This window comes from Pedobacter steynii, from assembly GCF_001721645.1.
GTDB classification, from domain to species: domain Bacteria; phylum Bacteroidota; class Bacteroidia; order Sphingobacteriales; family Sphingobacteriaceae; genus Pedobacter; species Pedobacter steynii_A.
Genome location: NZ_CP017141.1, coordinates 6,318,631 through 6,334,420, shown reverse-complemented (window position 1 = coordinate 6,334,420; position 15,790 = coordinate 6,318,631). Strand labels below are relative to the sequence as shown.

Below are 15,790 nucleotides of genomic sequence, written 5' to 3'. Positions count from 1 at the left end.
TGTAAATCAGTAAGTAACGATAGTAAATGAAAATGACAAATTTTAAGAGTGTAGCAACTGCAGTATTTTTATCTGCAGCGTTATTCTCCTGTAAGAAAGATGCCCCTGCGGAAGCAGAATTGAGTCAGGTGACGGGTAAATATGAAGATGGTTTTTTTATCATCAATGAAGGATGGTTTGGACATGGTACCGGATCTGTCAGCTTTTTTAATGCAGCCGGTGCTACATTAAAGGATAGCATTTTCCAAAAAGAGAATCCGGGTAAAGGTTTTGAGCCGGGAAGCTCCACAGTACAATTTGGAACGATCTTCAATAAAAATCTATATGTAGTAAGTAAGATAAACGGACCAGTTGTGGTGGCCGATGCAAAGACGATGAAAGAAGTGGGACGAATCCCGGCCTCTTCTGAATACGATTGGCGTGCATTTGTTGGAATCGATGAAAATGATGGTCTATTGAGTAGTAGTGATGGTATTTATCTTGTAAATCTTAAAACTTTCAAACCTGCAATGCGTCTTTTGGGCACTAAAGGACAGGTTGGAGACATGTTGAAGACGGATAAATATGTATATACACTTTCTCAGTCTGACGGTGCGGTAATTTATAATATTTCAGATTATTCGGTAGCCAAAAAAATAAAAGGAGTAAGTCTTGGTTTTGCAAGGACACCAAATGGTAAAGTTTGGTATACCGGAGGTAAGTACCTTTATCAGTCAGATCCGCAAACCCTGGCAACGGATAGTGTGGAATTGCCTTTTACGCCGAGTACTACCTGGTTTGCCTGGTTCTCATCTCCAATTATTGCTTCCAGTAAAGAAAATGCAGTGTTTATTATGAAATCACCGGGCTTTGGTGGTGGAAAAGAGATTTATAAATATGTAGCTGGCAGTAAGGCTTCTTTAGATAAACCTTTTATTATCACGCCTGACCGGCAGTCTTTCTACAAAAAGAACCTGGGATATTATGCAAAGACCGATCAGATTGTAACTACAACTGTTCAGGATGGCTACGGTGCAAATTATGCGGTCAACAACCTATATTTTTATAATGCGGGAACAGGGCAGCTGAATAAAACCATTAGCTATGATAAGTACCATTTTCCGGCTATGTTTGTATTTCATTAACGGGATTTAAATAAGAATAAAAACGGGGAAATTCCATCACAGGGATTTCCCCGTTTTATTATCCGATGGAAAAAATATAACTTTGTTTTATAATTATAAATGAATATGTCTGAATCTAAATTCAATCCGCGTACGATAATCTTATTATTGATTATCATTTTTGTCAGCATTATCCGTGTTGCAGCTCCATTTTCCGGTGACTTTAAAGTGATCGCTAATTTCTCTGCTGTAGGGGCTATCGCTTTATTCGGAGGGGCATATTTCAATAACAATATTAAAGCATTTGCTTTTCCACTATTGATTTTATTATTGAGTGATCTATTTATTGCAAAAACTTCAGGGTTTGGATTTTTCTATGGTGGATGGTATTGGACCTATATTGCCTTCATATTGATGGTATTTGTAAGTAAGGTAATGATGAATAAAGTGACTGTATTGAGCTTTATTACGACTTCAGTTGCTGCGGTTCTTGTTCACTGGATCATCAGTGATATCAGTGCAATGTATATTCCTGGCTTATATGCACCTACTTTAGCCGGATACTGGACGTGTTTAGTTGCGGCGATTCCATTTGAACTAAAATTCCTTTATGGAACCTTTGCTTATGGAGCCATTATGTTTGGTGCTTTCGAAATGCTTAAGGCTAAATATCCAAATTTGAGTTTAACCCATTCAAGAGTAGCTTAACCCGCTACTTTGTTATATTAATCCCGTAATGGTTCATAAACCATTACGGGATTTTTATTTTCCAAAATCCTGAACCATGGTTTATTTTGTCTCCCCTGGAATTTGTCCTGATGCATGTGTTTTGCTCGCTAACCGACCCTTTTTACTATATTTGGTCTGAAGCGTGATATTTATGAAGAAGAAGCTGGTCGTCTTAACGGGTGCTGGAATTAGTGCTGAAAGTGGTTTAAAAACTTTTAGGGACACGGATGGGTTGTGGGAAGGCTTTAATGTATATGATGTAGCTACGCCTGAAGCCTGGCTTAAAAATCCAGAACTGGTGCAGGATTTTTATAACCAGAGAAGAAAGCAGGTGCTGGCAGCCGAACCAAATGATGCGCATAGGGGATTAGTTGAGCTGGAGGCTCATTATGATGTCCAGATTATTACCCAGAATATTGACGATCTGCATGAAAGAGCAGGATCTTCAAATGTGACCCATTTGCATGGTGTGATTACCAGATCGCAATCAGACCTCAATCCAGAATTGACCTATCCTGTAAACGGCTGGGAAATAAAAATGGGCGAGCTTTGTGAATTGGGGGCTCAGCTGCGTGCACATGTGGTATGGTTTGGAGAGGCAGTGCCTATGATCGAGGCAGCAGCTGGAATTTGCAGATCTGCAGATCTGTTTGTATTGATAGGCAGTTCATTGGCAGTATATCCCGCTGCAAATCTGCTGAATTTTGTTCCCAGAAGAAGCCCGAGGTATATCATCGATCCGAAAATACCGGAAATGAGAGACAGCAGTAGAATAGTCCGAATTGAAAAAACAGCAACCGAAGGTTTGAAAGAACTGTTACAACTGCTGAGTTAATCAGGTCACATAATGGTAATCCCGACATTCCAGCCATGCCATCCTTTATTATTTCCGCTGAAATTATGGTGTTTTCGTGGCACAATCTGTTGCTTGTAATTCTTAGCGCTCGACCCGGCAGGGGCATCGCTATTGTAATAAGAGTAGGATGGACCTCCAAATATCGTAAAGCCCTTAAAGACCTGGATCTGAAGATTCAATTGGAATTTTGTTAATGAATTTGAATAGTCCCAATTGCCAGGATACAGGTATTGAAACAAGAGTTCCGGTGCAAGAGATAAACGTTTGTTGAAAATGAAATCGTGGCCGAAACCAATGCCCAGTGTAGCCAGTTTTGCGGTGTCAGAGAAATTGTATCCCGCTAAAATAATGCTGTAAAGCTTTGCATTTCCAGTTTTTAGGGCAATATTTGTATTGATCTGTTCATTCGCAGATATGCTGATTTTATGGTAACCATCTCCGATAAAATTAAGCAGACCAAGGCTTGTTCCCGAAGAAGAATCTGCAAGATTAACCAGCGCGATTTGAAAACCCGTGTTCTTCTTTGTAGCGTTGAAGAGTCCGGCCAATTGCAAACCGGAAGAGGTTTTGGAAGTAATGTTAGCCAATCCTGCAATTGCTATTCCCACTGAATTACGTGAATTTACATTACCAAGACCTGCAATTTGAACGCCCTTTGTTTCAGCACCCACAATGTTTGTCAACCCAGCTGCCTGAAATCCCTTCATATTTCCACTCACAATATTGGCCATTCCGGCAAATTGCACTCCATTTACATCTCCTTTTACAATATTGAGCAAGCCTGCAGCCTGTGCTCCTTTTAGTTGTCCCCTTACATCATTATGTAGTCCGGCGAACTGAGTTCCGTCTACATCACCGCCAACCGTATTGAAAATTCCAGCTACCTGTGCCTTTTTTACGTTTCCCTTGGTCAGGTTAAATGCACCGGCAAACTCCACTCCATCTACTCCCGCGGTATATCCGCCAATCACGTTTAAAGATACTTTATTGATGACCCTGGAACTCATCATTCCATGAGAACTTAGTCCAGGTGTAAGGGAGGCCTGAAAAGGGGTATTGGCGAAGAAGTTAGGAATGTTTAAATTCTGTATCCTTTGTGCAGAGGAGATAAAGAAACGACCGATGCCCAGATCTTCAATTGCATTCGAAAACATAGTTCCCTTTTCTCTGTCCGGATCATCATAAGATTCAGGTTTGATGGTGATATCGGCAAGAAAAACCAAGGCTGTATCCCGGTAAGTTTCTTTACTGGCGTTGAGGATGACCTCTTTATGATCGCCCTTAAAACGCAATCTGAAATAGCCATCGTTGTCTGTTAGTGTAGACTGTAATAATCTTTTTTCATAAACACTGGCCTGTGTAACTTTTTTTCCGGTTTGGGTATCCACAACATAACCGCTGATCATATACAGATTCTCAGCGGTGGTGATATTTTCAGGTTCGATGGTCAGGTGGTTTACTGCATAGCGGAGAATGATGTATTCTGCATTTTCCTTATAATCCACCTTTCCGTTAAACATCTGGTCCAGAACATCTCTGACCGGTGCATTTCTTACATTTAGGTTTACCAGACTGTCCTGGGAAAATAAAGTGCCGTTATAGGCAAAGTAGAAATCTCCCGCTTTACTCATTTTGCTCAGGACCTGACTTACCCTTTCCTGTCTGATGTAAAAGCTCACTCTTTTGGAAAGGTTGTGCTGATAAGTGCCGGTAGTTGTCTGGGCAAGGGCAGATCCCGATAAAACGAGAAAAAAAATAATCATTCTGGTCTTCATCACTTTTTCTTAGACAACAAAATTTCCTGTTGGTTACGTGAATGGGTTAAATCCAAGGCATCACAGATAACTGTAAGGTTGTGCTCAAGTGAGTTGGATAATTTTAAGGTCGTGTATAGCTTATGTTCCTTGGCGGCTGGATCGACATTGATCTTTACCTCATAAGCCTCGTTCAGTAAATCAGCAACTTTCCATAGCGGCATCCCGCTGAATTCAAAAATCCCGCTGCGGTAGTAGTTGTAAGACTGGTCCTGATTTCGCTCTTTAGTCAGTTTCTTACTGAGGTCGCTGATGAATACCTTTTCTCCTTTAACAAGCTGTAGTTCTTCTCCATCTAATCTGACTTTTACTATTCCGGTTTCTACAATTACTTCAGTCTGGTTATTCAGATGTTTTATATTGAAGGAAGTGCCAACAACCTCAACAGACACTTCATCTATTTCAATCACAAAAGGATGCGATTTATCGTGAGCTACATTAAAAAAAACATCTCCTGAATCCAGACGCACACTTCGGTTATTTTTGAAGTTGCGGGCATAACTGAGCTGCGATTTTTTATTCAGGGTAAGCTCAGTTCCATCCGGTAGTGTGCTGGTCAATACTTTGTTGCTGGCTGTCAGCGCGGTATACGCTACTGGTACCATAAATTGGTAAATGGCCCAGGCGCCTATGGCGAGCACAAATGCCGCGGCAATTTTTAACCAGCTATAACTTTTCTTTAAGGGTACGATAACAGCTTCTTCTTTCTTTTTTAGTTGTTTAGTTTTCTCTTTGAAAGTATTCCATGCCTGTTCTTCATCAATTTTGCTTTCAGGGGCCAGGCTTTTGCTGGCTTCCCAGATTTTCTCAAACTGGATGAAACGGGAAATATTTGCAGGATCAGCAGCGAGCCATTCCTGAACGGTCATATTTTCTTCCTCACTCGTTTCTTTCAATAGAAACTTTATCAATAGTTCATCAGTCATTGCTGTCATTGCTTAATTCAAAAAATCTTTATAGTACATCAGTCCCAATAGGATTAGGGTTAAAAAATCAGCGAGTTTTAACCTCAGTATTCTCAGCGCTTTTCCTATTTGGTTTTCTACTGTTTTGCTGGATATCCCCAGCTGTTCCGCGATTTCGCGATATTTAAGTTCTTCAAATCTGCTCATTTGAAATATTGTCCTGCATTGTTCCGGCAGCTCATTTAATGCTGTCCTCACTTGGATTTCCAATTCAGTAAGTTCTACTTTAGCCGATGCGGATTCGTGATGTGTATCCATGGTGTGGTAAGTAAATTCCTGATGTTTGATTTTAATTTTTTCATGTTTCAGGTAATTTAAGCAATCATTATAAACGCATTTATAGAAATAAGCTTTAATAGAAGATTGTATGTTTAATAATGTTCTTTTCTCCCAAAATTTTAGAAACATGCCCTGAACGATTTCTTCTGCAAGATCCTCGTCCTTGAGTATCACATTGGCATAAATGTGCAAAGCCTTATAATGCAGTTTGAACAATTGTTCAAAAGCCTCATCATTATAATCATGTACGACAGTGTCGGAAACTGGATCGGTTAATTTCACTTGTTTAATTCTTCTTCAAATATATTAGTTTCCTTCGCTTTTTCTATCCCTGGGTTTATTTGTTTATCTTAAATGTTAATTCTTTTTAAGATTTCCCTTCCTGTTTCCGAATTGGCTGTAATCAGGTCGATGTAAGCTACTTTTGGAAACCAGAAGGACCCCCCATTTACCTTTACAAACACCCTTTTTAATAGAAAATGTTTTCCTTCTTCTTTGATGTAGATATGATATTTATGATCCAGTGGAGATTTCATCAGGTACATTGGCATTTTTTTATAAGCCATCAGGCGGATCTCAAACTGATCATTTCCCAAGTCTTTACATTTTACTCCATAAGCGAATTTTTTCTCAATAGGGGTTAGCTCCTTGGTCTTTCCATCCTCTTCATACCTGATCCAGGATCCCTTAACCGGTGCTTCTGGATCGAGCGCTTCCCCTTTGAAGTTCAGTTCGTATATGACTGTATTTGCATCTGGAGTTCTTTGCAGAAAGAACAACAGATTTTTTCCGGTAGGAGTAGGCAGTTCCGCATGTACCGGTAAAGGTTGAGCACTCAGCATCTGGTTTAATAATAGCATAATCATCAAGATTAAAGCGGTTGTTTTTGTATGATTTTTATGTTTTTTTTCTGGATCAGTCTGCTGATCTTTTTGCAGCTTATGGCGGTAAATTTTGCATGGGCTGGCGAAAATGAAAAACAGACATTCCCGGACTCCATCACTTTTTTTAATATCTTCTACCATATCCCGATATTCATGAAAGTTCAGTATAAATGGATTGGTTTTGTTTGTCAAAGGAGTCGTTAGGCCATATATAGGTTGTTCTTCTTCATACTGAAAGCTATTGAAAAGATGATCCCAGATCATGAAAGTGGCACCAAAATTTTTGTTCAGATACTTTTCCTGACTACCGTGATGTACTCTGTGATTAGAAGGAGTACCAAAGTATTTTTCTATAAATGGGTGTAGCTTTCCAATCGATTCGGTGTGTACCCAGAACTGGTAAAGTGTGCTTAACTGGCTGGCCACCAAAAAGATCACCGGATGAAAACCTAACATGGCCACAGGAATAAAGAATACAGTTTTGAAATGCTGTACCCAACTTTGTCTGAAAGCTACTGTGAGGTTATAGTGCGCCGCTGAATGATGAACGACATGAGTTGCCCAAAAAAAGCGGTTGAAATGGGAGATGCGGTGAGACCAGTAACTGCAGCAATCATACAGAATAAAGCATGGGATTAAGGTCCACCAGCTCATTTCCATTCTCCACGGCAACAGGTTATAGATCCAGATTGCGGCATAGATCAATATAGCCTTCATTAAGATATTCACAACCAGATTTCCTAATCCAACGAGTAATGAACCTATGGTTTCTTTTCTTTCATAGCTTTTATGTTCTCCGAAATAGGAAACCATAAACTCAATGATGGTCAGAAGAAAAACTGCAGGTAGGGCATAGGCAACAATATTAGGTGCCTTTTCCTGGATTTGATAACTGTCTGATATATTGATGCGCTGCGCTCCAAATATAGAAATGAAGTCCTGCCAGATCATAGTATTTGTTGCCATGGTTTTTATATTAAAATTTGATAATTTTTCCAGACCCGCTGATCCTGGAATCTATCTCTGGGTTCCCGGTATAGTAAAGCTTTCCGGATCCGCTGATTCGGGCCTTTAATTCTTCTGAGGCATTAATCCTGGCATCACCGCTGCCTGAAATGTCTACATCAGCTTCTCTGGCCACAATTTTTTCCAGATTTGCGTTTCCAGAACCGGAAATATTAAGTAGCAGATCTTTTACTTCGAAGACAGACTGAGTAATAATTTCCCCGGAACCACTGATAGAACCTTTCCATTTATCAACCAGGGGAAAAGAACCCGAGATCCGCACTTTGCCACTGCCGCTCAGGGAAACATTTCTAATGGCTGGCAGGGTAACGGTAACTTCGAGGTCATCTTCCTTCACATTCACCTTTTTATAATCGAGATGGAGGTTATCCCCGATGATTTCGGTTCTAAAATAGGGGATCAGATTTCTGGAACCTTTCAAATCCACTTTAAAGGTTTCTCCATAGACGACGTGAATATGTTTGGATCCGCTGAGGTTAACACCGCTAAAATTTCCCGGAGTTCTTGTTTCTGTAATGATATCGCCATTGGCGGTCAGTCTGTCTTTGGAGCATGAGGTCAGGAAAAGACCGATAATCATGCAGGCAACGATATTTTTCATGGTTTTATTTGTTTAAAAGTTAAATTGAATTCCTCCGCCATAACCTATATATAGGGCCTGAAGGTGATCTCCCCATTTGTTTTCCCAGCTGTGGATGAATTTTTTGTGTAAGGTTTTACCTTCAATGGTGTTGGTGCTTAGGAAATTAAATGATGGTCCGCCAAAGAGTTCCATATGTTTTCCAATTCTTAAAGCTGGCAAGACTTTGAAAGATGATTTAAAATATTCTCCTCTTTTGAAGCTTTCCACCGACATTCCAGTCAGTTCCGTATTTAAGCGGAAGGAAGAACTTTGAAACCAGTGGGCACCAAATCCAATCTCCATGGCATATACTTCATCTTTATTTTTGAAATTGTAACCAATACCAATGATACCGTAAAGCACTTTGCCTCCCGATCTGAAAGAGAGCATTGTACTCGATGTTTCATCTGTTGTAATACTGATTGCCTTTTCTCCCTTTTTTATCAGGTTAATGATTCCGATCGGATAGTCACTGCTATCGGCAATATTGATAAATCCCGCTCCCTGAATGCCTTTCACTTTTTTAGCGATATTGATGAATCCGGCAAACTGAGAACCATTTACATTTGCAGCTTTATTGATAAATCCAGCAAACTGTGTACAGGCCACATTTTTTTTGCTAAGGTTCATAAAACCTGCAAGTTGGGGCCCTTTAACTGAGGTGGAGATATTGAAGAAGCCAGCAAGCTGAGCTCCATTTACTTCTTTGGCGATATTGCCAAATCCGGCTAATTGAGCCCCTTTTACATTTCCACGGGAAAAGTTTCCGAAGCCTGCAAGCTGTGCACCCTGACCTTCTCCATAGGTATTTAGAAATCCGGCTATCAGTAAGCCATCTGCTTTTTTACCAATATGGTTGGAAAAAGCAGCAAACTGGGTTCCTTTTGCCTCGTTACGGATGATGTTGGAGAGCCCGGCAAAACTAAAGCCTCGTTCCACAGAAGAAACCCCTGCAATAAGGTGAAAAGAAAGTTTGTTGGTATCTAATGGTGCATGGGTTCCGTTGGTACTCAATGGATAAACCAAACCAATGTGTATTTTGCCCGGATTAGTCTGCTGACTAAAACCACTTAACCCTGAGATTAAAAGTCCGGCTAAACCGAATGCTTTCAAAATAGGGGTAAAAGTTTTGAATCTCCGATCGTCCTGTGTTTTTCTGTTGTAGAATATGTTCATCTCTGTCTTATTTTAAATTGAGACAACGAGATAAGGGTTTACCCCTACGGCAGAAGATAAATTTTCTTAATATTGTGGAAAGGCCATGCAGTCCTTTCTAAACTATGTTAATGAAAAAGTACCTGACTCTATTTTTTACCTTTCTTTTCTTTCATACCAATGCTCAAACGATTCATGCTTATCTGGAAAAAATCAGGAATAATCCCGCGAAGCTGACTGCCTTTTTTTCTCAAATGCCTAAAGGGGGAGACCTTCATCATCATTATAGCGGTTCTGTCTATGCAGAGAGCTTTGTTGATTATGTAATCACGAAGGATTACTTTGTACATAGAGCAACATTGGAAGTCAGGGATAACCTCCTTTCTGAAGATCAGGAATGGGCAAAACTAAGTACGATAAAAAAAGAGGGGCAGCTGGAGGATTATAAGGCCAGGTTATTACAAAAGTGGTCTGTTAAAGATTATAATGGTGTCAGCTTTCCTTCCGACAGGCAATTTTTTGAATCTTTTAATCACTTTAATGTGGCAAGTGAAAATAATATTGATTCCGGATTACTGGAAATCAAAAAGCGTGCAGTTAAGGAGAATGTAAGTTATATAGAAACCATGCTTGCCTCAGCTAGCTGTGGTAAAACCGGAGATTTGAGTATTCGGTTCAACCCACGGTTTCAGGTACTCCAAAAGCAAAATGAGGAGCAGAAATGCCAGTTATTATTAGATACGCTTTATCAGGAACTTTTAAAAAAGGGGGTGATTTCCTGTGCAGATAACTTCAGTGAGCACACGGTTAATAAACTGCATCATTCCTTAAAGATGGATGACGAATCGTTTGTGATGCGGTATCAAACGTATACAGTTAGAATTCTTGAAGCCAGTGATGTATTCAAAAGGCTGTTGATTGCTTTTGATGCTGCCAGTAAGAATCCATTAATTGTTGGTGTAAATATCCTGGCACCGGAAAATAACGATGTGGCTATGCGGGATTACTGGTTACATATGCAGATGTTCAAATACTGCCATAAAAAGTATCCTCAGGTAAAGTATTCTATGCATGCCGGTGAGCTCAGTTTAGGTCTTGTTAAGCCTGAAGAGTTAACTTGGCATATTAATGCCGCAGTACGGGATGCCGGAGCTTCCCGTATTGGGCATGGGGTTGATATGCCTTATGAAACAGGTAGTTATGATTTGATGAGGTATATGAGAGAGAAGGGAGTCGCCATTGAGGTCAACTTGTCCAGTAATGAATTTATTCTAAAAGTAAAAGGCGACCGTCACCCTATTACTTTGTATAAAGAGTTTAATGTGCCTATTGTCATCAGTTCAGATGATGCAGGGGTTCTCAGAACTAATTTAACAGAACAGTACGTACTTCTGGCCAACCGGTATCCTCAGTTTACCTATGAGGATATTAAAAAGATGGTTTATAACAGCATCAACTATTCTTTTATAAAGGAGCCATCAGTAAAACAACAATTGCTGCTTCGGTTGAATAAAGACTTTAGCCGATTTGAGCAACTTATTCTAAATCATGGTAATTAGGGCGTTTTTCTGCAGTTGCCTGAACTTTGATATTTCTTCTGCCCAATGTTAAAATAATTAAAGCAGTAATGGTAGTACCAGTCATAATGGAAACCATCGGTACAGCGGATTTCACTTCAAACATGCTGACCCCAAATGAAGCCAATGCACCGAGCCCCATTTGTACCGACCCCATTAGAGCTGAGGCACTTCCTGCATTTCTTGAAAAAGGAGCAAGCGATAATGCGGAGGTATTCGGATTGGTAAAGCCAAGGCAACATAAAAAGATAAAGAGCAATACAACGGTTTCTATTAGCCCAAACCAATGATTGATGCTGCCAATAAGGAATAAAGACACGATAAATAGTTGACAGATTAATGCCGAAAAGATCAACTGCTCACTTTTGTATCTCCTAAGCATTAAGGTGTTGACCTGGCTGGAGCCTATTAAACCTACAGATAACAAAGCGAATATCCATCCGTAACCTTCTTCAGAGACTTTGAAGATATCGATAAAGATCAGAGGAGAACCGGAGATATAAGCGAATAGTCCGGAAAAGGCCAGTGCACCTGTAAATGCATAAGTATAAAATTGGGGCTCCTTTACAACCGAAAGAAAGTTTTTAATGATTGGAACAGGTTTTAGGGAAAGGCTGGTGTCTGGTTGATAACTATCAGGCAACCAAAGCCAGCTGGCGATAAGGTTTAAAAGACCAAGAGCCATTAAAATAATAAACACGGCATGCCATCCCAGAGCTACGGTAACGTAACCTCCGATTGTAGGGGCTACCATTGGAGAGACACCTACCACGAGCATCAGCAGGGCAAAAACTTTTGCATTTTCATGTACCGGAAATAAGTCTCTCACCATGGCAATAGAAGCTACTGCAGCAGCACAGCTTCCTATGGCCTGCATAAAACGCAGTACAATCAGCGCATCCAGGCTAGTGGCAAATACACATCCTGCTGAAGCGAGAATATAGGCACTGAGCCCGATGTATAAAGGTTTTTTTCTTCCAAAGCGATCTAATAATGGACCATACAAGAGTTGTCCGGCCGAAATGCCTATAAAGAAGCTGGATAATGACAGAGATACTTTGAGTACAGTAGTATTCAGATCTTTCGCTATTGCGGGAAATCCAGGGAGGTACATGTCAATAGAAAAGGGGCCAAGGGCGGTTAAGGATCCTAATAAAAGAATCAGTAGGAAGTATTTTTGCTTTGTCATCTGATCCCGCAAATATACTCATTGTACTTAGGGCTGCGCTAAAATCTGTTTGTAATGTAAAAAGATAACATGAAATCAACATTCTCCTAATTATATAACTTTTACGCAGGATTATGTAAACCTTGCGAAAGTAAAAGGTCTTATTTTTGCGTTTAAATCTTTAATTTTAGGGGTAAATAATCCGGATATGACGTTATATGTAAAGAATATGGTTTGCGACCGTTGCGTGATGATTGTGCGTCAGCAATTGGAAAACCTTAATTTTGAAGTAGGGGAAATCAGTCTTGGAAAAGTGGAGGTTGCCCCTGATCCTGATGCTTATCAATTGCAGGATATCGCTTCTTCTTTTCAGATTCTTGGTTTCGAATTAATCGATAAAGAAAAGGATCAGTTGGTAGAACAGATTAAGAACAAAGTGATTGAACTGGTTCATTATTCAGATCTTAATGAGATTAACCAAAGTCTGATGTACTTAATCGCGGATCGTCTTGATAAGGATTATGCCTATTTAAGTCGTTTATTTTCGGATGTGGAAGGCATTACGATTGAAAAATATATCATTCAACAGAAAATAGAAAAGGTAAAGGAGCTTCTTGAATACGGCGAATTGAATCTGAACGAGATTGCTTATAAAATGGGGTACAGCAGTAGTGCACATTTGTCTGCTCAATTTAAATCTTTAACCGGACTGACACCGAGCAAGTATAAAACTTCCAGCTCAACCCGCAGAAACCCACTGGATAAAGTGAAATAAAAATTGCTGATGAGGGAGCGGTGCAAAACTGTGTTTATTCTCAGCTTGGTAAATTTAATTTCGAACTACAATCCAAAATTTGTAACATTATGGTCCTAATTAAATCAGACTGGAAAATATCACTTTAAGATGCCTTTTTATAAACACTATTCCTTTGATCTTTGGTTAACCTTAATCAAATCAGATCCAGCCTTTAAGATGGAAAGGACAAAATACTTTCAAACTCATTTTAATACCACAAAAAAAACGATAGAAGAAGTGGCACTGATCTTCCGGCAGGTCGACCTGATGGTGAATGCCATCAATGAAAAAACTGGAAAGAATATCGATGCTGATGAGATGTACCTGATGGTGATTAGCATTATTAATGATTACTCTACCGCCTTTCAGGATATAGATGTGGAAGGATTATATCTGGAGATGGAGGAATTATTATTAAAACATATGCCCCTGTTATATTGTTCTGAATGTATTGACGTGTTAGGTCAGTTAAGGGAATCTGATTTAAGTACAATTAGTATTTTAAGCAATACCGGATTTATAAAGGGAAAAACATTAAGAAAAGTATTAAAACATTTGAAATTGGATGGCCTGTTAGATTTTCAGTTGTATTCGGATGAATTTCGTTTGTCCAAGCCAAACCGAGAATTTTTTCAATTGATGCTGGACACCATTGATCAAAAGAAACATCCGCAAATAGAATTAAAAGAAATTATCCATATCGGTGATAATCCTATTGCGGATATCAAAGGGGCTGAAGCTATTGGCATTAACAGCTTGCTCATCAACTCAAATCATCTATCTATTTCACACCTACTTTCATGATACCATACACCTATTCTTTACATAAAATCCACAACACGGATAATTTCGGGTTTGAGCCCAACGATTATAGCCGGTTTAAATTCGGTGATGAACAAGTGGCCAGATCCTTTGGAAAAGACCTTGCAGATGGATTTATCCGATATTATCTGACGGAAAATTTCATTACCGGGCAGATTGTGGTTATTTCCAGTCCTTATTGCTTCATTCCAACGGCAACTTTTGCAATGAAAAACTATTTCGTTTCTCAGCTGAACCGCTGGTTGGTGGAACATGGTGGCCTGGTTGTTCAGGAAGCTAAAGTTCATCGTACCATTACCTATAAGGAAGATTATGGTGCACTTAGTGCGGAAGACCGGATGAACCTGATCGGAAACGACTCTTTTCATATCGATAAGGATTTTTTGGAAGGTAAAACACTGCTTTTTCTGGACGACATAAAAATTACCGGCAGTCATGAACGGATGATCTTGAAAATGGTCAAAGAATATGGATTGAAAAATGACATTCACATGCTCTATTATGCAGAGCTAATGAATAAAGACATTCATCCCAACGTAGAAAATCATTTAAACTACCACCAGGTGAAGTCAATTTTCCATCTGGAGGAAATCATTAAAGGAGGAAATTTCTGTATAAATACGCGGATTGTTAAATATATCCTAAATTGCGATTTTAATAGTTTTTCTATCTTTTTGGAGCGTCAAAGTGGAGATTTTATCAATAATCTTTATGATTTGTCATTAGGCAACAGCTACCATACGATAGAATCCTATTCGGAAAACCTGAATTATTTAAAGAACTATATATATAGTAACAATTATAAATTGATTTAATATGGCGATTAACTTGCAAAAAGGGCAAAGAGAGAACATTGATGCCCCTAAATTTACCATTGGGCTAGGCTGGGATACCAACAGCTCTACTACAGGTACCGCATTTGATTTAGATGCTTCCATTTTTATATTAGACGATCAGAAAAAGTTAGTGTCGGATCAACACCTGGTATTTTACAATAACCTGAAATCACCTGATGGGGCCGTAGAACATACAGGAGATAACCTGACAGGAGCCGGAGATGGTGATGATGAGCAAATTAAAATTGATCTGACCACTATTGATTCAAAAGTAGCTGAGATCTGTATAGTGGTAACGATTCATGATGCAGACAGTAGAAGGCAAAATTTTGGGCAGGTAAGAAATTCTTTTGTCCGTATTTTCGATGCTTCAAGCAATGAAGTGATCTTAAAGTATGAATTGGAAGAAGACTTTTCCATTGAAACGGCTGTGGAGTTTGGAAGAATTTACAAGCGTGAAGGAAAATGGAAATTCGAAGCAGTAGGAATGGGTATGAAAGGCGGTTTACAGGATTATTTAAACAAATATCAATAAGAAATTATGGCAATCAATCTTCAAAAAGGACAACGTATTAGTCTTGAAAAAAGTAATGGAAGTAAACTTCAAAATATTTGCGTAGGTATCAACTGGGGTGCCATCGAGAAAAAAGGCATGTTTGGCTTCGGCAAAAGTAAAGAAGCAGTGGATTTAGATGCCAGCTGTGCTTTATTTAATGAGAACAAACAACTCGTGGACGTAGTTTACTTCGGTAGCTTAAAATCCAAAGATGGTGCCGTGAAACATAGCGGTGATGATTTAACCGGTGATATGGGAGGGGATGATGGATTAGATAATGAAGTGATTACGCTTGATTTTTCCCAACTTAATCCGGCAGTCAATTATGTGGCTTTTGTATTGAACAGTTTTAGAGGTCATGATTTTGGAACAATTCCTTTTGCCTCGATTCGTATTTATGAAGGAACACCAAAAAGAGTAAACGAAGTGTTTGCCACTTATGACATTGCAAACGGTTCAGGATTTGCCGGCCATGTTTCCATGGTTATGGGGGTGTTCTATAAGAAAAACGGAGAATGGAAATTCAACGCAATCGGAGAACCTACAAAAGACAAAAAATTAGAAGAAACGGTAAATACCGTAACACAAAGCTATTTATAAGC

Annotated in this window: 16 protein-coding genes; 9 read left to right on the top strand and 7 right to left on the bottom strand. The window is 39.3% G+C overall.

Annotated features, from left to right (window positions below; translation table 11 throughout):
- Positions 1-26 precede the first annotated feature (26 nt).
- From BFS30_RS26270 to BFS30_RS26260, 3 genes are all read left to right on the top strand, one after another.
- The gene (locus tag BFS30_RS26270; protein ID WP_069382025.1) at positions 27-1,124 is read left to right on the top strand and encodes a DUF5074 domain-containing protein; all 1,098 of its coding nucleotides are present in this window, start codon (positions 27-29) and stop codon (positions 1,122-1,124) included.
- Positions 1,125-1,229: 105 nt separating this feature from the next.
- A complete protein-coding gene (locus BFS30_RS26265; protein WP_069382024.1) occupies positions 1,230-1,811 on the top strand; it encodes a DUF6580 family putative transport protein in 582 nt (193 codons plus the stop codon).
- A gap of 172 nt (positions 1,812-1,983) precedes the next feature.
- Entirely contained in the window at positions 1,984-2,667 is a 684-nt protein-coding gene (locus BFS30_RS26260) for an SIR2 family NAD-dependent protein deacylase (RefSeq protein WP_069382023.1), read from the top strand.
- A 5-nt stretch (positions 2,668-2,672) separates the two neighbouring features.
- On the opposite strand, the gene BFS30_RS26255 is transcribed toward BFS30_RS26260, so the two are convergent.
- From BFS30_RS26255 to BFS30_RS26230, 6 genes are all read right to left on the bottom strand, one after another.
- Positions 2,673-4,463 carry an STN and carboxypeptidase regulatory-like domain-containing protein gene (locus BFS30_RS26255; protein ID WP_069382022.1) on the bottom strand — a complete coding sequence of 597 codons (1,791 nt, stop codon included), beginning with the start codon at positions 4,461-4,463 and terminating at the stop codon, positions 2,673-2,675.
- Complete coding sequence (locus tag BFS30_RS26250; protein ID WP_069382021.1) at positions 4,463-5,428, bottom strand: FecR family protein; 966 nt, start codon at positions 5,426-5,428, stop codon at positions 4,463-4,465. Before BFS30_RS26250 ends, BFS30_RS26255 begins: the two co-directional genes overlap by 1 nt.
- Before the next feature lie 12 nt (positions 5,429-5,440).
- Positions 5,441-6,028 carry an RNA polymerase sigma-70 factor gene (locus BFS30_RS26245; RefSeq protein ID WP_069382020.1) on the bottom strand — a complete coding sequence of 196 codons (588 nt, stop codon included), beginning with the start codon at positions 6,026-6,028 and terminating at the stop codon, positions 5,441-5,443.
- A 68-nt stretch (positions 6,029-6,096) separates the two neighbouring features.
- Positions 6,097-7,596, bottom strand: a complete 1,500-nt coding sequence (locus tag BFS30_RS28000) for a DUF4833 domain-containing protein (RefSeq protein WP_069382019.1) — start codon at positions 7,594-7,596, stop codon at positions 6,097-6,099.
- Between the two features lie 10 nt (positions 7,597-7,606).
- On the bottom strand, positions 7,607-8,257 hold the full coding sequence (locus BFS30_RS26235) for a head GIN domain-containing protein (RefSeq protein WP_069382018.1): 651 nt from the start codon (positions 8,255-8,257) through the stop codon (positions 7,607-7,609).
- 12 nt (positions 8,258-8,269) lie between these two features.
- Complete coding sequence (locus tag BFS30_RS26230; protein ID WP_157263063.1) at positions 8,270-9,454, bottom strand: hypothetical protein; 1,185 nt, start codon at positions 9,452-9,454, stop codon at positions 8,270-8,272.
- A gap of 110 nt (positions 9,455-9,564) precedes the next feature.
- Between BFS30_RS26230 and BFS30_RS26225 the strand changes: the two genes are divergently transcribed.
- Positions 9,565-10,992, top strand: a complete 1,428-nt coding sequence (locus BFS30_RS26225) for an adenosine deaminase (protein WP_069382017.1) — start codon at positions 9,565-9,567, stop codon at positions 10,990-10,992.
- Here the strand turns inward: BFS30_RS26225 and BFS30_RS26220 are convergent.
- A complete protein-coding gene (locus tag BFS30_RS26220) occupies positions 10,970-12,199 on the bottom strand; it encodes a multidrug effflux MFS transporter (RefSeq protein WP_069382016.1) in 1,230 nt (409 codons plus the stop codon). The two genes, BFS30_RS26225 and BFS30_RS26220, sit on opposite strands and share 23 nt — an antisense overlap.
- Before the next feature lie 187 nt (positions 12,200-12,386).
- Between BFS30_RS26220 and BFS30_RS26215 the strand changes: the two genes are divergently transcribed.
- The 5 genes from BFS30_RS26215 (at position 12,387) to BFS30_RS26195 (ending at position 15,788) form a co-directional block, all read left to right on the top strand.
- Positions 12,387-12,953, top strand: a complete 567-nt coding sequence (locus BFS30_RS26215) for a helix-turn-helix domain-containing protein (protein WP_069382015.1) — start codon at positions 12,387-12,389, stop codon at positions 12,951-12,953.
- A gap of 129 nt (positions 12,954-13,082) precedes the next feature.
- Entirely contained in the window at positions 13,083-13,778 is a 696-nt protein-coding gene (locus BFS30_RS26210; protein WP_069382014.1) for an HAD family hydrolase, read from the top strand.
- A complete protein-coding gene (locus BFS30_RS26205) occupies positions 13,775-14,611 on the top strand; it encodes a phosphoribosyltransferase family protein (protein WP_069382013.1) in 837 nt (278 codons plus the stop codon). The genes BFS30_RS26210 and BFS30_RS26205 overlap by 4 nt, the downstream gene beginning before the upstream one ends.
- A gap of 1 nt (position 14,612) precedes the next feature.
- Positions 14,613-15,167, top strand: a complete 555-nt coding sequence (locus BFS30_RS26200) for a TerD family protein (RefSeq protein ID WP_069382012.1) — start codon at positions 14,613-14,615, stop codon at positions 15,165-15,167.
- A 6-nt stretch (positions 15,168-15,173) separates the two neighbouring features.
- A complete protein-coding gene (locus BFS30_RS26195) occupies positions 15,174-15,788 on the top strand; it encodes a TerD family protein (protein ID WP_069382011.1) in 615 nt (204 codons plus the stop codon).
- The last annotated feature ends 2 nt before the right edge of the window (positions 15,789-15,790 follow it).

Bases quoted from the DNA above. Each gene is read 5' to 3' on its own strand.
- BFS30_RS26270 (WP_069382025.1), top strand. From the start codon at position 27: ATGAAAATGACAAATTTTAAGAGTGTAGCAACTGCAGTATTTTTATCT.
- BFS30_RS26265 (WP_069382024.1), top strand. From the start codon at position 1,230: ATGTCTGAATCTAAATTCAATCCGCGTACGATAATCTTATTATTGATT.
- BFS30_RS26260 (WP_069382023.1), top strand. From the start codon at position 1,984: ATGAAGAAGAAGCTGGTCGTCTTAACGGGTGCTGGAATTAGTGCTGAA.
- BFS30_RS26255 (WP_069382022.1), bottom strand. From the start codon at position 4,463: ATGAAGACCAGAATGATTATTTTTTTTCTCGTTTTATCGGGATCTGCC.
- BFS30_RS26250 (WP_069382021.1), bottom strand. From the start codon at position 5,428: ATGACTGATGAACTATTGATAAAGTTTCTATTGAAAGAAACGAGTGAG.
- BFS30_RS28000 (WP_069382019.1), bottom strand. From the start codon at position 7,596: ATGGCAACAAATACTATGATCTGGCAGGACTTCATTTCTATATTTGGA.
- BFS30_RS26235 (WP_069382018.1), bottom strand. From the start codon at position 8,257: ATGAAAAATATCGTTGCCTGCATGATTATCGGTCTTTTCCTGACCTCA.
- BFS30_RS26230 (WP_157263063.1), bottom strand. From the start codon at position 9,454: ATGAACATATTCTACAACAGAAAAACACAGGACGATCGGAGATTCAAA.
- BFS30_RS26225 (WP_069382017.1), top strand. From the start codon at position 9,565: ATGAAAAAGTACCTGACTCTATTTTTTACCTTTCTTTTCTTTCATACC.
- BFS30_RS26220 (WP_069382016.1), bottom strand. From the start codon at position 12,199: ATGACAAAGCAAAAATACTTCCTACTGATTCTTTTATTAGGATCCTTA.
- BFS30_RS26215 (WP_069382015.1), top strand. From the start codon at position 12,387: ATGACGTTATATGTAAAGAATATGGTTTGCGACCGTTGCGTGATGATT.
- BFS30_RS26210 (WP_069382014.1), top strand. From the start codon at position 13,083: ATGCCTTTTTATAAACACTATTCCTTTGATCTTTGGTTAACCTTAATC.
- BFS30_RS26205 (WP_069382013.1), top strand. From the start codon at position 13,775: ATGATACCATACACCTATTCTTTACATAAAATCCACAACACGGATAAT.
- BFS30_RS26200 (WP_069382012.1), top strand. From the start codon at position 14,613: ATGGCGATTAACTTGCAAAAAGGGCAAAGAGAGAACATTGATGCCCCT.
- BFS30_RS26195 (WP_069382011.1), top strand. From the start codon at position 15,174: ATGGCAATCAATCTTCAAAAAGGACAACGTATTAGTCTTGAAAAAAGT.